The 16,553-nt window shown below is 42.0% G+C and carries 11 protein-coding genes and 4 tRNA genes; 10 read left to right on the top strand and 5 right to left on the bottom strand.

Going from position 1 to position 16,553, the window contains the following annotated elements; translation table 11 throughout:
• Positions 1–200: 200 nt before the first annotated feature.
• Positions 201–1,220 (top strand): ferrochelatase, encoded by a 1,020-nt coding sequence (hemH, locus tag ACT3QP_RS12030; RefSeq protein WP_444525657.1) that lies wholly within the window; start codon positions 201–203, stop codon positions 1,218–1,220.
• Between the two features lie 337 nt (positions 1,221–1,557).
• Entirely contained in the window at positions 1,558–2,373 is an 816-nt protein-coding gene (locus ACT3QP_RS12025) for a BPSS1780 family membrane protein (RefSeq protein ID WP_444525656.1), read from the top strand.
• A 133-nt stretch (positions 2,374–2,506) separates the two neighbouring features.
• Here ACT3QP_RS12025 and ACT3QP_RS12020 read toward each other — a convergent pair whose 3' ends face one another.
• The 5 genes from ACT3QP_RS12020 to ACT3QP_RS12000 form a co-directional block, all read right to left on the bottom strand.
• Positions 2,507–2,836 carry a hypothetical protein gene (locus ACT3QP_RS12020; protein WP_442073031.1) on the bottom strand — a complete coding sequence of 110 codons (330 nt, stop codon included), beginning with the start codon at positions 2,834–2,836 and terminating at the stop codon, positions 2,507–2,509.
• A 208-nt stretch (positions 2,837–3,044) separates the two neighbouring features.
• Entirely contained in the window at positions 3,045–3,833 is a 789-nt protein-coding gene (locus tag ACT3QP_RS12015; protein WP_442073032.1) for an SDR family NAD(P)-dependent oxidoreductase, read from the bottom strand.
• Positions 3,834–3,983: 150 nt separating this feature from the next.
• Positions 3,984–5,138 (bottom strand): hypothetical protein, encoded by a 1,155-nt coding sequence (locus ACT3QP_RS12010; protein WP_444525655.1) that lies wholly within the window; start codon positions 5,136–5,138, stop codon positions 3,984–3,986.
• A gap of 242 nt (positions 5,139–5,380) precedes the next feature.
• Entirely contained in the window at positions 5,381–8,371 is a 2,991-nt protein-coding gene (gene polA, locus ACT3QP_RS12005; protein WP_444525654.1) for a DNA polymerase I, read from the bottom strand.
• A gap of 216 nt (positions 8,372–8,587) precedes the next feature.
• Positions 8,588–9,001: an organic hydroperoxide resistance protein gene (locus tag ACT3QP_RS12000; protein ID WP_444525653.1), complete on the bottom strand. Its 414-nt coding sequence runs from the start codon at positions 8,999–9,001 to the stop codon at positions 8,588–8,590.
• Between the two features lie 421 nt (positions 9,002–9,422).
• Here ACT3QP_RS12000 and ACT3QP_RS11995 point away from each other — a divergent pair, with 421 nt between their 5' ends.
• From ACT3QP_RS11995 to ACT3QP_RS11960, 8 genes are all read left to right on the top strand, one after another.
• On the top strand, positions 9,423–11,018 hold the full coding sequence (locus tag ACT3QP_RS11995) for a peptide chain release factor 3 (protein ID WP_444525652.1): 1,596 nt from the start codon (positions 9,423–9,425) through the stop codon (positions 11,016–11,018).
• A 567-nt stretch (positions 11,019–11,585) separates the two neighbouring features.
• On the top strand, positions 11,586–12,473 hold the full coding sequence (locus ACT3QP_RS11990; protein WP_444525651.1) for an RsiV family protein: 888 nt from the start codon (positions 11,586–11,588) through the stop codon (positions 12,471–12,473).
• Positions 12,474–12,576: 103 nt separating this feature from the next.
• Positions 12,577–13,641, top strand: coding sequence for an FHA domain-containing protein (locus ACT3QP_RS11985; protein WP_444525650.1), 1,065 nt, complete (start codon positions 12,577–12,579; stop codon positions 13,639–13,641).
• A gap of 209 nt (positions 13,642–13,850) precedes the next feature.
• Positions 13,851–15,347, top strand: a complete 1,497-nt coding sequence (gene trpE, locus ACT3QP_RS11980; RefSeq protein WP_444525649.1) for an anthranilate synthase component I — start codon at positions 13,851–13,853, stop codon at positions 15,345–15,347.
• A 182-nt stretch (positions 15,348–15,529) separates the two neighbouring features.
• Positions 15,530–15,605, top strand: a tRNA-Thr gene (locus ACT3QP_RS11975).
• Between the two features lie 67 nt (positions 15,606–15,672).
• Positions 15,673–15,756, top strand: a tRNA-Tyr gene (locus tag ACT3QP_RS11970).
• Between the two features lie 87 nt (positions 15,757–15,843).
• A tRNA-Gly gene (locus tag ACT3QP_RS11965) sits at positions 15,844–15,917 on the top strand.
• A gap of 118 nt (positions 15,918–16,035) precedes the next feature.
• Positions 16,036–16,110: transfer RNA gene (locus ACT3QP_RS11960), tRNA-Thr, on the top strand.
• Positions 16,111–16,553 lie beyond the last annotated feature (443 nt).

Here is a 16,553-nt window from a genome sequence, read left to right as displayed (position 1 = left end):
TTGAGTATCAAATTGTACCTTTGCATTGTTACTGTGCGTGATTAAAGGGTAAAATGCTTTATCAACAACGCATTAACTTAACAATGATTTTACAATGCTACGCGGCATATATGTTTGAGCTATTTTGCTTAAGCCAACACGTTACTTGAGCTGCTTTACTTGACCCATGTTTTTCATCAACCGGATAAAATAGTGCTGTTATGAAACCTGAATTACCACCACGTATTGCCGTCTTATTAGTGAATCTAGGTACGCCAGATGAGCCAACCGCGCCTGCCGTGCGTCGTTACCTAAAACAGTTTTTGTCAGACCCACGGGTGATTGAGATTCCCAAATTTTTATGGGCGATTATTCTCAATTTATTCGTATTGCCCAGTCGTCCGAAACGTGTGGCAAAAGCCTATGCCAGTATCTGGGAAGGTGACTCGCCGATCCGTAAGATATTAAACAGCCAAGTTGAAATGTTAGCGCCGCGGTTAGCAAACACTGCTGCACCGTTTCGCGTCTCTGTACATTCTGCCATGAGCTATGGTAATCCTGGGTTGCCTGATGTGATGGATAGTTTGCGCGGTGAAGGTGTTGATCACTTTGTTATCTTGCCATTATTTCCGCAGTATTCTGCCTCTTCAGGCGGTGCGGTCTATGATGCATTGACGAAATGGACATTGAAACAACGTAATCTGCCGAACTATACGATCGTAAAAGATTACTTCGCTCATCCGCTTTATATTCAGGCGTTGGCAGATTCGATTCGCCGTTTTCAAGCGGTACATGGCAAACCTGAAAAGCTGATGTTCAGTTTTCATGGTATTCCGCAGCCCTATGCTGACAAAGGTGATCCGTATCCCAAGCGTTGTAAGTGTACCGCAGCGCAAGTTGCTCATGCGCTTGGTTTGACGGAAGATGAATGGATTATCAGTTTCCAGTCGCGCTTCGGTAAGCAAGAGTGGGTCAAGCCTTATACTGATGTCGTATTGGAAGATTGGGGCAAGTCTGGCGTTCGTTCGGTACAAGTGATTAGCCCGGCATTTTCAGCCGATTGTTTAGAGACGTTAGAGGAGCTCGCGATCGAAAACCGTGACAATTTCCTCAATGCGGGCGGACAAGAATATCATTATATTCCAGCACTCAATCTCGATGACGCGCATATTGACTTGCTTGAAGCACTTAGTGCGCCATTGGTGAAAGGTTGGGCCGGCACGCTGGATGGCTGGGCATAATTACTGAGTTTAACGGCTAGATGTCATTGATGTAATGGCTATATAGTCAGTGAACTACTAAACCGCTACAGCGTTACCCTCCTTAGATGTACTACTTGTACAATCTGCAGTCGGCTGCCTTGTACCCATTTTAGAGTTCTTTGACTATAGGAAATAAGTGATAAAAAATACCGGACATTGTGTTCGGTATTTTTTTGCTGATAATTTAAAAAACTGTCTTTATTGAAATAAAGTTGAGATTTTATGTTGCTGATATGTAACAATGTGCCAAACAAATTTTTGTTTTGCACTTTTATTGGTTTTACATATTTGTGCAACTTTATTTTTAAGGATGAGCATGTCTAGCTTTAATGATTCACTGAATCCTATATCATTACAAAAACCTAATGGTCAACCACCGAACTTACCGCCAATGGATGAATATGGTAATTTATTACCGCAGTTATTAGCAGAACCGCGAGTTTGCCAAGCAGGGTGTGGTATAAGTTGGCTCACTCAAGCATTTATGATATTTAAAGATCAATTCTTATTATGGTTAGCGATTGGTGTTGCTTACCTAATCATCACTGCTATCGGTAGTAGTATTCCCGTTTTAAATTTCATCTTTCCCTTTATATCTTTTGTGTTTATTGGAGGAATAATAAAAGGATGTGCTGATCAAGCTACAAATAAGGAGCTGAAATTCGATCATTTATTTTCAGCTTTTTATACGCATCTCAAACCATTAATTATATTATTCATATTGTATTTAGTGGCTATCATTGTTGTGATGATTCCCATGGTAGTTATATTCGGTGGTATGGCTTTTTCTTTGGCTCAGCAGCCAAGTGATGCCGCAGTGATGGGTATCTTAGTAGGTGGGTTATTCGCTGCTGCACTATTATTCCCTGTGTTTATGGCGATATGGTTTGCACCTACTTTGATTGTGCTTCACAATATTGAGCCTGTTGAGGCAATGAAGATGAGCTTTAAAGGGTGTTTGAAAAATATCCTACCGTTTTTGGTGTTTTGGACAGTTAGCCCAATAATTGTGATATTAGTAGCTATCTTTACTCTTGGACTGGGTTTTTTAGTGCTGTTCCCAATAGGCATGATTACCTATTACACCAGTTACCGTGATGTTTGGACTGACCAACCATTATCAGTTGCGTAGCGAGTAATCGCCCAAGTAATTTTTAGCAAAATTAAGAGTATTCTATACTCAATAAAAAAGCACGCTCCATGTGATTGGGCGTGCTTTTTTGGTCAAGTCACTGGTTTGTATTTTTAATGCTAAGCTATTCTTATCAATCGTCACGATTGCTGTATTCTGCTGCATCTCTATCTGCAATATCCACGATGCTAGGATAGTCGCTGTCGTCTAAATTATCTTCGACCAATACTTCGTCCACACGTGATTCATCGATATTTTGGCGATGTATCGGAGTAACGCCTTCCGTTGCATCACTGCCTACTTGTGAGTTGTCGAATCCAGTGCTGTCGTCGATCACATCATCGTTGTCGATGGTATGCAACATAGGGTTGTCTAAATCAATTTCTTGACTGCTATCATTGATGCTTGTATCACCTTCAATGTGATCCATCTCTTTTGGTAATGGGCTTTTGATATTGTCCATAATAGTGTCCTTATTATTAGTGGTTATCTCTATCAAGACTGCTTATGTTTATCAAAACTAGTGTGACGCGTTATGATAAGAACTAATAGCAGGAAGGTGTCACAGGATGTTCAAAAAATGTAAGCAAGATAGCAGTAAAAAAAATGGCCACCGAAATTCGGTAGCCATTTTTTATCATTAGTAATTATAACGCTGTTAGCTTAAAGGATTATTTTGCGCCAACCTTGGTATTGACCCAACGTATAACGGAGTCAGGTGTGACTTGTGATACTGCCTGAAAAACTTTCGCTGGCAGACCCACGGAGTAATGCGTACGTTTCAGCTTACGATTAGGACTAGCGGTGAGTTTGCACAATGTTTTGGCCACATCGTCGACATTTAGGTTGATTCCTAAACGATCTATACTTGTCACTTCGATATTCGCTGTCATGTCAGATTTCACCCACAGCGGCATTACATCAATGACTTTGATACCTAGTTTTTCATACTCAATATTGAGGCCTTCAGTGAGACCACGTACAAAAAATTTACTGGCAGCATAATTAGCAACTTCAGGCTGACCATAGATAGCAGACGCAGACGATACATTAACAATCTTGCCGTCTTTACTATCAGCTAAATAAGGCGCCAGTTTATGACAGCCAATGAGTACGCCTTTACAATTAACATCGATTAAAGCCAACTGCTCATCTAAACTGGTGGTTGGCAATGTACCACTAATCAGTACACCAGCATTATTAATCAGCGCATCGATACTACCGAAACTATTAATCATTTGACGAATGGCATCGTCCCACGAATCAGGTTGCGTGACATCTAATTGACCAGTGATGACGCGTTGTTTTTTGACAGACTTTTTAAACGCTTTGTCTTTAACCACTTCTTTTAGGGTTGTTGTATTGGTCGCAAACAAGCCAATGTGATGGCCCTTTGCTGCCAGTTTTTTGGCTGTGGCCAGACCAATGCCACGCGATGCGCCTGTAATCAATATATTCATAATAAATGACTTAATGGTTGTTAATCATGAGTAGACCGAGGTCATCCATTAGATAAGTGATTCCTCGAGATTATATTTAGTATAGCAAATTTGCATAGATATAATCGGTTGTCTATCGTATCAAAGCAATGATTATCAAGACAGCGCTTTTTAAAACAAAGCCTCCATACGTAGTAGGGCAGAAGGGTAATGGTCTTTATTTTCTATTTCATCATTATAATAATTTAGCTCTGTCTGAACATAAAGCCACTCGCGCCAGATGGGTTGGCGGTAGCTGATAGCCGGACCATAACTGTTTAATCCTGACTTGTCACTTTCAAAATAACCGCTGGCAGAGACACCATAGGACAGTTGTTTTTCATGGCCTAAATAATGGACTTGTCTGAGGTCGTTACTCCAGTCTTTGCGCTCTTCATTATCTTCATTACGATAGCGAACGGTAGTACGGTTATTGATAAATCGATTTTTGTTTTTGCCATATTGTAGGTCGAGTGCGCCCTTGGCATAGTGTTCGCTATCAAGCCCATAGCGATAATAGCTGTCGGTGCTGATGTCCAAATTTTTACTTTCGTACCAGTCCTTGTCGATACTGACTTTGACATAAGGATCGTCGATTGAGCGAACCCCGACGTCCACATCTGTTTTTACGCCTAACTGGTCTTCGATATCATCGGTAAAACGTGACCAACGCAGTGCAATAGAGGCGTTGTCTTCTCGAGTTTTACGAGAGTCGATGAGTCGATCTTTGCTATTGCTCGCTTGGTAAGTATCGCCAGTCGTGCCTTGTTTTAAAAAAGTATCGTCATCCAAATCTTCATCACCGATAATCAGACTTAATCGTCTTTCTAGTACCGGCAGTTGCAAGCGGCCACGAATTCTGGGCTCGACAGTGACGTCGCTACCTGTCTTAGGATCATTAGCCCAGCGTGTGTCTAATACGACTCGCAAGTTGGCTGTGGCAGGTTCTTTTGGATCAGGTTCACCAAACCAGCCATCCATTTTGTGTGCCCATTCGTGCAGTTGTTCTTGAACATCTTCACGGCGTTCATCTGTCCAGCCTTGCTCTTCTTGCGCAGATGGAAAAGGTTGCTCGGTAGCGGTGTCAGCAGGTTGATAGCCAAGTTGCTCAAGATCCTTATTGTGACTAGGACGTGTATCATTAGATGGTAAGTCCGTCTCTGATCTGACAGACGTGACCGCTTCAGGCTCTGTAGAAGCCTCGGTGTCAGCCAGTGCTGGCGTGCATAAGCTTAAACTAGCAAGCGTAAAGAAGGTAAGGGAGCTAAGGTTTGCTGGTTTAATCATAGATGGCTTCAGTTGTTTTGGGTAGCTAAAAAGGGTAAACAAAAGTATTATGCCATAGGTCGTTAATTATATGAACGTTGCAATTAAAAATGTTTTTATTTTGATGAGCTAATAGTGCCTTTTGTTTATATCGGTAATAGAAAATTACTGTTAAACGTAATTGCCAATAATAAAAAGGCCAAGCAAAATGCCGAGCCTTTTTATATTAAATGATAGTTAGGGTATATTCTACGCTCTAGTGACTAATGCGCCTCATCCCAATTCTGACCACTATCCGTCTCAACCAATAGCGGCACCGCAAAGTCTACATTCCAGCCCTTTTCGACAGCGGTTGTCTTCAATACATCTTGCATCGCCTCGGTAATCAACTGGCTAATATCATCGACTTTATCCGCATCGACTTCGAATACCAATTCATCGTGGACTTGTAGCAGCATTTTGGCTTGCTCTTTTGGCAATACTTGATCGACGGCAATCATAGCCAGCTTAATCAAATCTGCCGCTGAGCCTTGCAGTGGTGCATTAATCGCAGCACGTTCCGCGCCTTGCTTGACCATACGGTTGCTATGAGTGATATCAGGCGTATAAAGCTTACGACCCAATATCGTCTCGACATAGCCTTGTTCATGAGCGCTGGCACGGGTATTAATCATATAGTCTTTCACACCTGGGTAGCGCTCAAAGTACATGTCGATATAGTCTTGCGCTTCATTACGGCTCATTTGTAATTGCTTAGCCAGTCCAAAGGCGCTCATACCGTATAGCAGTCCAAAGTTAATGGCTTTGGCATTACGGCGCTCGGTGGGGCTTACATCTGCGACATTTTTTCCAAGTACTTCGGCGGCAGTGGCAGCGTGAATGTCTAACCCTTCGTTAAAGGCATTCGTGAGGGTTTTGTCCCCTGAGAAGTGTGCCATGAGACGCAATTCAATTTGTGAGTAATCGGCTGCCAAAATCACGCGGCCTTCTGGTGCGATAAAGGCTTGGCGAATTAAGCGACCAGTCGCGGTACGAATAGGAATGTTTTGCAAGTTAGGATCAGTCGAAGACAAACGACCTGTGCTAGTTAGTGCCTGATGATAGCTAGTGTGTACGCGATCCGTCTCAGCATCTGCGACATTGTCTAATGCATCGGTATAAGTGCTCTTTAGCTTGGATAATCCGCGATATTCCAGTGTGATATCGACCAATGGATGGTCGATTTTTGAGAGTACCGCTTCACCAGTCGAGTACTGACCAGATTTGGTTTTTTTGCCACCAGCAACGCCAAGTTTTTCAAACAACATTTCACCTAATTGCTTTGGTGAGCCAAGATTGAATTCTTCACCAGCAATTTCATAAGCACGTTTTTCAAGTGCGATGATTTCTTCATCGAAGCGTTTTGATAACTCGTTTAAAAACGAGCGCTTGATCAGAATGCCATTCGCTTCCATTTGACATAGTATTTCTGCTGTTGGAATCTCTAGCTCATGTAGCAGCTTGGTATTATTAGCATCGTTCGCCAGCTCAACGCTGAATACGTCAAATAATTGATAGGTAATGTCGGCATCTTCACAGGCGTAGTCACTGGCGATATCAATAGCGACTTGATCAAAGGTGACTTGTTTAGCGCCTTTACCCGCGACGTCTTCATAGCTAATGGTTTGGGTTTGTAGATAGTGACGTGCCAAGTCATCCATACCGTGACGAGTGGCGGCAGCATTGATTACGTAGCTGGCAAGCATGGTATCCATGGCCCAGTTATTAGGCTGCTCATGAATGGCACCGACCAGATCGATATCATAATGACTGAGAATGTGGGCGTCATATTTTAGATGTTGACCGATTTTACCAATGCTTGAATTTTCCAAAATTGGCTTTAGGCGTGTTAATACCGTATTGCGGTCGAGCTGTTTAGCGGTTAGTTCATCACCTTCTAGACTGTGAGACAGCGGAATATAGTACGCCTCATGCGCTTGCACAGCAAAGGACAAACCAACGATTTCAGCTTGACGCCAATAGATGCTCGTAGTCTCGGTATCGATAACGAAATGCGGAGCCGCTTCTAGTAACGCAATCAAACTATCAAAGGCGGGCTCATCTAAAATAGTATGCCACGCTCTATTAGGATTCTGATTGTCTTTGATATTCTCAATACTGCTTGATTGTAGCGACTTGGCGACTTGTGCTTGCGATTCCGCATTTGCCTGACTGTCAGCGACACTCTGCGAGCCGTTTCCATTAGTATTGGCGGGATGGTTTGGGTGGTCGAGAGACGCCAGCTCGTTTCTAAACTCAAGCTCATTATATAACTCGCGTAATTCGTCTATATGAGCACAAGGATCAGTATTGATTTTTAGATCGTTCCAGTCTTGACCGATACCTAAATCCGTAACGATAGTAGCCAATTTCCTATTGAACGGAATATCATCGGCGTGTTCAATCAAACCTTTGGCACCGCGACCTTTGATAAAGCCAATATGCTTCAACATATTACCAATATCGCCATACTCAACGAGTAAGTCTTTTGCCGTTTTTTTACCGATACCAGGCACGCCTTTGATGCCATCAGAAGCGTCACCCATCAATGTTAAAAAATCAATCATTTGGTTTGGATTGATACCTAATTTGTCGATGACCGCTTGGGAGTCCGTGACTTTACCGGTAAAGCTATCCTCTAATATCACGCAATCATTGACCAGCTGCATCATATCCTTATCACCCGTTGAGATGACGACATGATGACCTTGTTCGACGGCACGATGTGCCAGCGTACCGATGATGTCATCGGCTTCTGCGCCTTCAATACGTAACAGTGGAAGACCTAATGCCGTGACCAAACGATGAATATAAGGAATCTGTTCTACCAGCTCTACATCGATGGGTGGGCGCGCAGCCTTATAATCAGCAGACATATGATGACGAAAAGTCGGTGACTTGGTATCAAAACAGACGGCCATATGAGTAGGGTGATAACGACGCATCAGCTTGAGCAGCGCATTGAGCGTGCCACGGATGGCATTGGTAATTAGACCCTGTGAGTTTTGCATGGTCTTTGGTAAGGCGTGATAAGTGCGAAACAGATAATAAGAGCCATCAACCAAGATGAAAGGTGGTTGGTTTTTATCGACGTGACTGGTGTCCATCGTCGCTACGTTTGGCATGGTGTCAAAGTTTGGCAATGTTTTTGGGTCAAGCGCTTGGTGTGAGTTGTGATTATTATCATTGCTATTGTCGGGCGTATGGTCAGTCATAAAGGTCACTTATCAGCTATTAGATAGAAATATGTGCTTATTATAACGATAAAATCAGTGTGTGCCGAACTGCTTAACCGTTACGAGATGTTCTGACTATTAAGAAGTTGTATTATAAAAAGTGAGGTAGCCTCCAATAAAAAAAGAACTCAGCGTCAACTGAGTTCTTTTTTTTAGCTGACTTGATAATCAAGCTGTTTAAGCGTTGCGCTTGTATTATTTTACTTCTGACGTCACTTCGACATTGATGTTGCCACGCGTGGCTTTTGAATATGGGCAGATTTGATGCGCTTTTTCGACCAGTTGCTGAAACTCATCAGCAGACAGCTCTGTGTTTTCGCCAATGACATGAATTTTGGCTGCTAGCTTATAGTCATGTCCTTCGCCTTGTAGTAAGTCAACCTCTATCTGAGTGGTTGAATCAAACTTTGCTTTTTCCATTTGCTTGACAGCGCCAAGTGCCCCGTCAAAGCAAGCGCTATAACCAATCGCAAACATCTGCTCTGGGTTATTGCCTTCTTTTCCAGAGCCTGGTGGCACCATGTTGATACTAAGATCGTTATCGCTCAAGCTAGCTGAACCTGCACGGCCGCCAGTCACAGTTGCTTTAGTAGAGTATAAAGTTTTCATAAAATATCCTTTTTTGTTATCGGTTTTTATAGTTAAACGGTGGGTTGTAATCTGGAATTTAGCATAACAAACGACTGGCCTAGCTCTATAGGCCAGTCGTAAGTATATACTGTGAATTTGTAATTTTGACGACTATCGTTAAAGAACTCTAGAGCTGATATTGGTTGAATTTAGGACACGCTCTGTTAGGACACGCTTTGATAGTCATCTTATATTCAAGGTGTGTCGGGTAGAAAACAATACAGTGTTCTCGCTGCTTTGGGTATAGTAATCAAGTTATTGGTCATTAGACGGTGGTTTTTGTGCGCTAATTCTGCATCCTGATGCTAAATCCGCTACAATATGCCCATTATTTATTCTATGTATTTAGATTACTGTCTAAAAGACAGCCTTTTTGAAATTAAGGTTGAAGCCAAAAATTATGAGCGTAGATCCAAAGAAACTAAACAAAGAAGTCGCCAAACGTCGCACCTTTGCCATCATCTCGCATCCCGATGCTGGTAAGACCACGATGACTGAAAAGTTGTTGTTGTGGGGACAAGCTATTCAGGTAGTGGGTGAAGTCAAAGGTCGCAAGACGGATCGTCATGCCACCTCAGACTGGATGAGTATGGAACAAGAGCGTGGTATCTCGATTACCACTTCAGTCATGCAGTTTCCGTATCAAGACCATGTGGTCAACTTGTTGGATACACCGGGTCACGCCGACTTTAGTGAAGATACTTATCGTACCTTGACTGCTGTAGATAGCGCGCTGATGATGGTCGATGGTGCTAAGGGTGTCGAAGAACGAACCATCAAATTGATGGAAGTTTGTCGTATGCGTGACACGCCAATCATCTCATTTGTCAATAAGCTTGATCGCCAGATTCGTGAGCCACTTGAGTTACTGAGTGAGATTGAAGCAGTACTAAAAATTAAATGTATACCAGTGACATGGCCTATCGGTATGGGTCAAGATTTTGTTGGTGTCTATCATCTGACCGAAAATAAAACTTACTTTTATGAAAAAGGTAATGGCGGCAAGACGACGGTTTCTGAGGTTCGTGAAGGTTATGACTACCCAGATATTCGTGAGCGTTTGGGTCAGCTGATGTTTGATGCTTTTGAAGAGTCGCTTGAACTGGTACAAATGGCGCTAGAAGAATTCAGTGTAGACGCGTTTTTGGCGGGCGAGATGACGCCAGTGCTGTTTGGTACGGCCTTGGGTAACTTTGGTGTCAATATGGTACTTGATACCTTAGTCAAATACTCACCACCACCAAAATCGCATCCAACCAATGAGCGTGAAGTGGCAGCGACTGAGACGGATTTTAGTGGTTTTGTGTTTAAGATTCAGGCCAATATGGATCCGCGCCACCGTGACCGTATTGCTTTCTTACGAGTCTGCTCAGGTAAATATGAGAAAGGCATGAAAATGAAGCATGTTCGTTTGGGTAAAGACGTGCGTATTGCTGATGCCTTGACGTTCTTAGCAGGTGACCGTGAGGCGTTAGAAGAAGCATATCCGGGTGATATCATCGGTCTGCATAATCATGGAACCATCTCGATCGGTGACAGTTTCACCGAAGGCGAAGCGCTGAACTTCACAGGGATTCCACATTTTGCGCCTGAATTGTTTCGCCGTGTTGTCCTAAAAGATCCGCTTAAGTCTAAGGCGCTACAGAAAGGTCTTCAACAGTTAAGTGAAGAGGGCGCCACACAGGTCTTTATGCCGCAGATTAATAACGATTTAGTCTTGGGTGCGGTTGGTGTGCTACAGTTTGAGGTAGTCGCGCATCGTCTCAAAGAAGAGTACAAAGTACAATGTATTTTTGAGCCAGTATCGATTGCGACAGTACGCTGGATTCACTGTGACGATGAAGTGGCACTAGCGAAGTTTAAGAAAAAAGCCCATGACCAACTATCATTAGATGGTGGTGGTTATTTGACGTATCTTGCGCCATCGAGAGTCAATCTACAACTGATGCAAGACCGCTATCCAGAAATCACTTTTAGTAGCACACGTGAGCACTAATTTCGTGAGCATTAGTTTGTAGCGTTGATGTGCGGATTATTGTTGCGTTACCATTTAATTAATAGGCAGTTTTTAGCGAATAATTAAACAAAAGGACACGCTTGCTGTGTCCTTTTGTTTGTGCCTTATTTCTTAGCACCTTAGGGCGTGTTCTCAATTCAATCGATAGCCATCTAAATGGGTTGAAAATGGCTAGATCTTGCCAAACGGCGTCAAATAGCTGACTAATATCTCGATATTATCCGCTATTTTCCTTGTTTGACTACAATTTATCTCATTTTTATCACCATTTTTAAAATGAGGGTAAACCCTAGTATGAAATTATTAATAGCAAAAACAAAACAGTGTTTCAACACGAGAGGGCAAAGGTTACGGTACACTAGCATAGTTGAAACATGCTAAGACGAATATAATGCCGCCGACTACAGATGGTACATTTAGTTTATTTAGTGAGGATCATGTAGTAGCGGTTTAGTCGTTTGCTGACTATTTTCATCATGAAAACAGGCCTTAATCGTTATCAAACATACTTTAAAAATCACAGTTTATGACACAGGACAAGTAAGTATGCATACTCAAGCTCAGTCAATAACGTTATTTTGTGGCAAGGTAGCAGCACACTTTTATACTAAACCTCGCACGATATGGTCATTGAGTATGGTATTGATTTTGAGTGCTGCGAGCTTGCCTGCTAATGCTGATTCCAGAGTTGATAATAGCAATGAAACAAGCTATCAAAATAGCTTAATCAATAATAATGATTATCTGCATTATAGCTTGCCAGATGCCTTAAAAACGCAGTGCATCGAGCACAATAACTGCCCAAAAATTGAGATTGAATATCTTAAAACCAATCAACAATGGATTAACCGTATTGTTAATACGCGTATCAATACTTTGATTGTAAACAATGACGTCAGTGAGTCAGGTCCTGTAGCCACCACCGTCAGTAAACAAGCAGTGACACAAGCATTGACGGGTTTCGCTACCGCACAATTTACGGATTTACCAGTAGATAGTTCCCTCGCTTATCAGCTAATGGTGACTCCTACTTATCTGGGCCACGTTGGTAGGTTTGAGCTGTTCGAGGTCAGTACTTATGCTTATACCGGTGGTGCACACGGAATGCCTTATAGCGAATACTTGATGTTTGATAGCAGTACCCAAAAGCAAGTCACCTTAGATGATATGGTGTCGGAGCCTAAAAAATCGCGCTTTAAGGCGTTGGCGTATGACAGCTATAAAGCATGGGTAAAAACGATTGACGAAGATGTCAACAGCTACGAAGAGACTTGGCCATTTGTATTGAGTGATAACGTGATCTTGACGGATCAGGGAATCGATATCCAGTATCAACCTTATGCTATCGGTGCTTATGCTTATGGTATGCCGACACTCAGTATTCCGTATAGTAAATTGACAGGTACCCTTAACCCTGAGTTTATTCCTAAGTAATAACAATACGATGCCAAGGCTAGGGTATTTCTTTATTTCGAAAACAGTGATAAAAATGATAGCCAAAATTACGTAAAAATGAATCATTAGGAGTACGATTATCATGACTACTTTAGAAGACAACGATAAGCTATCATCCAATAACGGTACATGGCAGCTTAACGCTTTAACAGAAGCGCTTGGCGACTTAATCTTAACTGTCGATGACAGTTTGTCCATTGGACGCGGCAGTGATAATGATGTGGTACTCGGCAGCAAGCAAGTATCGCGTAACCATGCTGTGTTAAGCCTATTAGATGGTCAGTTATATGTGAAAGATTTGGACTCATCAAACGGTACGTTTATCAATGAGCAGCGCATCGAGGGCAATCAATCTAGCCTATTGCAAGTGGATGACACAATTGGTTTTGCAAGCTTTCGTTTTCAGGTGGAAGCACCGGTTGCTGCGCCAGAGAATAACTTGTCAGCACCAGATGATGTAGCAGTTAGTAAGGAAGTAGATACTGAAGCTGCGTCTGCTGAGAGCATTATTAAAGAAGATGAGTTTGAAGAGTACATTATCGAACATTCAGCCATCGATGAGCCTGTCGTAAAAGAAACGGGTATCGATGACGTTTTATCATCCGCAGAAAAAGTAGAGTCTGCACCAGTAGAAAATACCCTAGAGCCTATAGAAGAAGTAGTGCTAGAAGAGTCAGTGATCACAGAAGAGCCTGTGATAACAGAAGCAGTAGCTGAGCTGCAAGAAGTGGCAACGATGGAACCTGAATCGCCAGTGACTGATGAGAGTGAGCCATTAGTAGAACAGCCTGTAGCAACTGAAGGGGCTGTGTATGAAGAAATAAATGAAGCAGAGGTTGTGGATGAGAAGCCAGCAGTCGAATCAGAGCATGACAAAACGACAAAAACGACACTGCAAGAAGAAGCTGATCCTGACGTCTTACGTGCGAAACAAGCTGCCACTGCACAATTTTCAGGCACCGCAGATCTAGGTCAGTCTCATGATCTTGGTACAGAAGGGAATAATGCAGCAGATCAGGCCGTTAGCAACTCAGCCAATACAGGACAGCCTGAGAAAAAACCAAGTGGCGGCTGGTTTATATGGGTATTTATTGTCATTATTATTGTTGCATTAGCGTTATGGTTGTTTAATAAAGGTGCTGTATAACCTAAATTTTCTTTTATATCCGCTTATATTTATCACGACTTAGCTGTAAAAGTGTGTGCTTAGAGCATCAGTATTAGCGTCAACATTCAGTAGAGTGTTGACGCTATATTTCATTTGTATTTTTGGCAGTCAACTGTAGCCATTCTTATTGATGGTACGGTTTATATTATTTTTATCTTTTGCCAATATTTTGTTAAGAGAGCTTTACTATGATGACCTTTGAAGAATATCAGTCTTTTAAAGACCGTGGCTTTAGTCATGCACCGCTGGTCAAAAAACGCTTAATGGATGCACAGACACCAGTATCTGTATTTTCGAAAGTACGTGATTTAAACGGTTCAGCATATTTATTTGAGTCAGTCGTAGGTGGGGAGCGCTGGGCAAGATATTCAATGATTGGCTTAGGTAGTGATCTGATTTTGCAATATACAAACGGGAGTATGACGGTCAAAAAAAATGATCATATTGATGTAAATACCGTCGATGATCCATTTAACTATATTCGTCAACTGATGGCGCAGTATAAGATGCCAACCGTAGAGGATGTCACTGCCTTACCGAGTTTTAGTGGCGGTTTGGTTGGTTACTTTGGGTATGACATGGTGCGCGTCATAGAACCCAGCGTGGGCTTATCTGAAGCACCCAATCCGATGTCGATGCCAGACATGTGGTTGATGCTCTCAATGAATGTGATTGTTTTTGACAGTCTGGAAAACACGTTGTCTATTATCGTTTATGCTGATTGTAATAGTGAAGATGGCTATGGTACTGCTATCCGTGAACTCGAAAAGATTGAAGATAAATTAGCAGAGATGCCAAACTTGAGTGCGCCGGTGATGCCGACACCGACATTTACTTCACAAACAGGCGCGGAAAAATACTGCAATGATGTCAATAAAATAAAAGATTACATCTTAGCAGGTGATGTCATGCAAGTTGTCCCTGCACAGCGTTTGACCGCTGATTATAAGGGAGATTCACTGGCTGTCTATCGTGCCCTGCGCTTTTTAAACCCATCACCATATTTGTTTTTGGTACATGGTTATACCCTTGATGATCATAAACGCTTTGACATCATCGGCGCATCACCTGAGATATTATCACGTATCGAAAACGGTAAAGTCACTGTGCGACCATTGGCGGGTACTCGCAAACGTGGACAGAACGAAGCAGAAGATGAAGCGCTTGAGCAAGAACTGCTCAATGATAAAAAAGAAATCGCCGAGCATCTGATGCTCATTGACTTGGGTCGTAACGATATTGGCCGTGTTTGTGAATATGGCAGTGTCAAAGTCACCGAAAAGATGTTTATTGAGCGCTACTCACAAGTGATGCACATTGCCTCTAACGTTGAAGGACAGGTGTTGCCTGATAAAGATGCTCTAGATGTTTTTTGTGCAACGTTTCCAGCGGGTACCTTGTCAGGAGCGCCCAAAATTCGTGCTATGCAAATTATTGATGAGGTAGAGCCAGTACGTCGAACCGTCTTTGGCGGCTCAGTAGGATATCTAGGCTGGCATGGTAATATGGATACCGCCATTGCTATTCGTACCGCCGTGATGCGCCGTGGAAAGATTCATATCCAAGCAGGTGCAGGCGTCGTCGCTGATTCTGTACCAAAAGATGAGTGGGATGAAACCAATAAAAAAGCATTGGCGCTACTAAAAGCTGTAAAAATGGCCTGTAATGGTTTGCGAATTCGTTAACTACTTCTGCTAAAAAACACAAATAGTCATTTTAATGGTAAAAATAGCTATTTGGGGTTAGATAAAATATTAACATAATCAATAGCTTGAATATTATTATGAAAATAATTGAAAAAAAGATGAAAAAGAGCTTGCGCATCTCAAAATATTTGATAGAATAGCCACCACTTTAGAGAGAACAAGCCGACTTAGCTCAGTTGGTAGAGCAACTGACTTGTAATCAGTAGGTCGCCAGTTCGATCCCGGCAGTCGGCACCATCTCTTTCAAAGTAGCTTTTTATGAATTTGTCTTAAATGAAAGTCATTTTTGTTCAAAGCACCCTAAGGTGGGATTGGGGAGCGGTCAAACCCAACAGACTGTAAATCTGTCGCGAAAGCTTCGAAGGTTCGAATCCTTCTCCCACCACCATATTTTCTAAAGTTTGTCATAGCGCCAAGCATACTCTATTATATAACTAGACAACTCTAGATAGAGTTATTCTAAATAAGAGTAAATGCGGGTGTGGTATAATGGTAACACCTTAGCCTTCCAAGCTAATGACGCGGGTTCGATTCCCGCCACCCGCTCCATATATACACCATCGCAAAATTTATCAATAATACATCACGATAACCAGTTTATGACAACTGTATCGTGATATTTTTTTTAGTAAATCTACAGATTGTATGCTGTAGTTATTAAAAACATGCTCATATAGCTCAGCGGTAGAGCACTCCCTTGGTAAGGGAGAGGTCTCGAGTTCAATTCTCGATATGAGCTCCATTTATTGTTTAATTCTTTTGTGTTTGCTTTGCTATTTTCACATAGAGTAGAATCGATATCGAAGACATAGGATATTGAATATTATAAATACAGTGTGGCAATTGATGATTTAAGGGTGACACTGAGGTGTTGCCTTTTAGTGCTGTCAATTTGTTAATAAGTAACAAGCCTATTTGACAGACTTTTTTTATTGATGACTTACAGTAAAATAAAGTAGTGCAACAGCGATGCTATATAATAGCTTACGATGTTCAACAGATTGAAAAGTAAGTATAATGTGTATATGTATGAAACTTAAAGGTTTGAATGCATAGACAGTAGCGAGCGAAATTACTAAAACATGTTAGTAGATAAGCCATAGCGTCAACGGTTTGATGGTCTTACTTGCATCATGAGCCGTCAAACAGCTATTCACTGATCTTTGATTGATAAAGATTCACCAA

The organism is Psychrobacter sp. AOP7-B1-24 (assembly GCF_052376215.1).
Classification (GTDB): domain Bacteria; phylum Pseudomonadota; class Gammaproteobacteria; order Pseudomonadales; family Moraxellaceae; genus Psychrobacter.
Note: the sequence above shows the minus strand (reverse complement) of the source record. Positions and strands in the feature narration are given on the sequence as shown.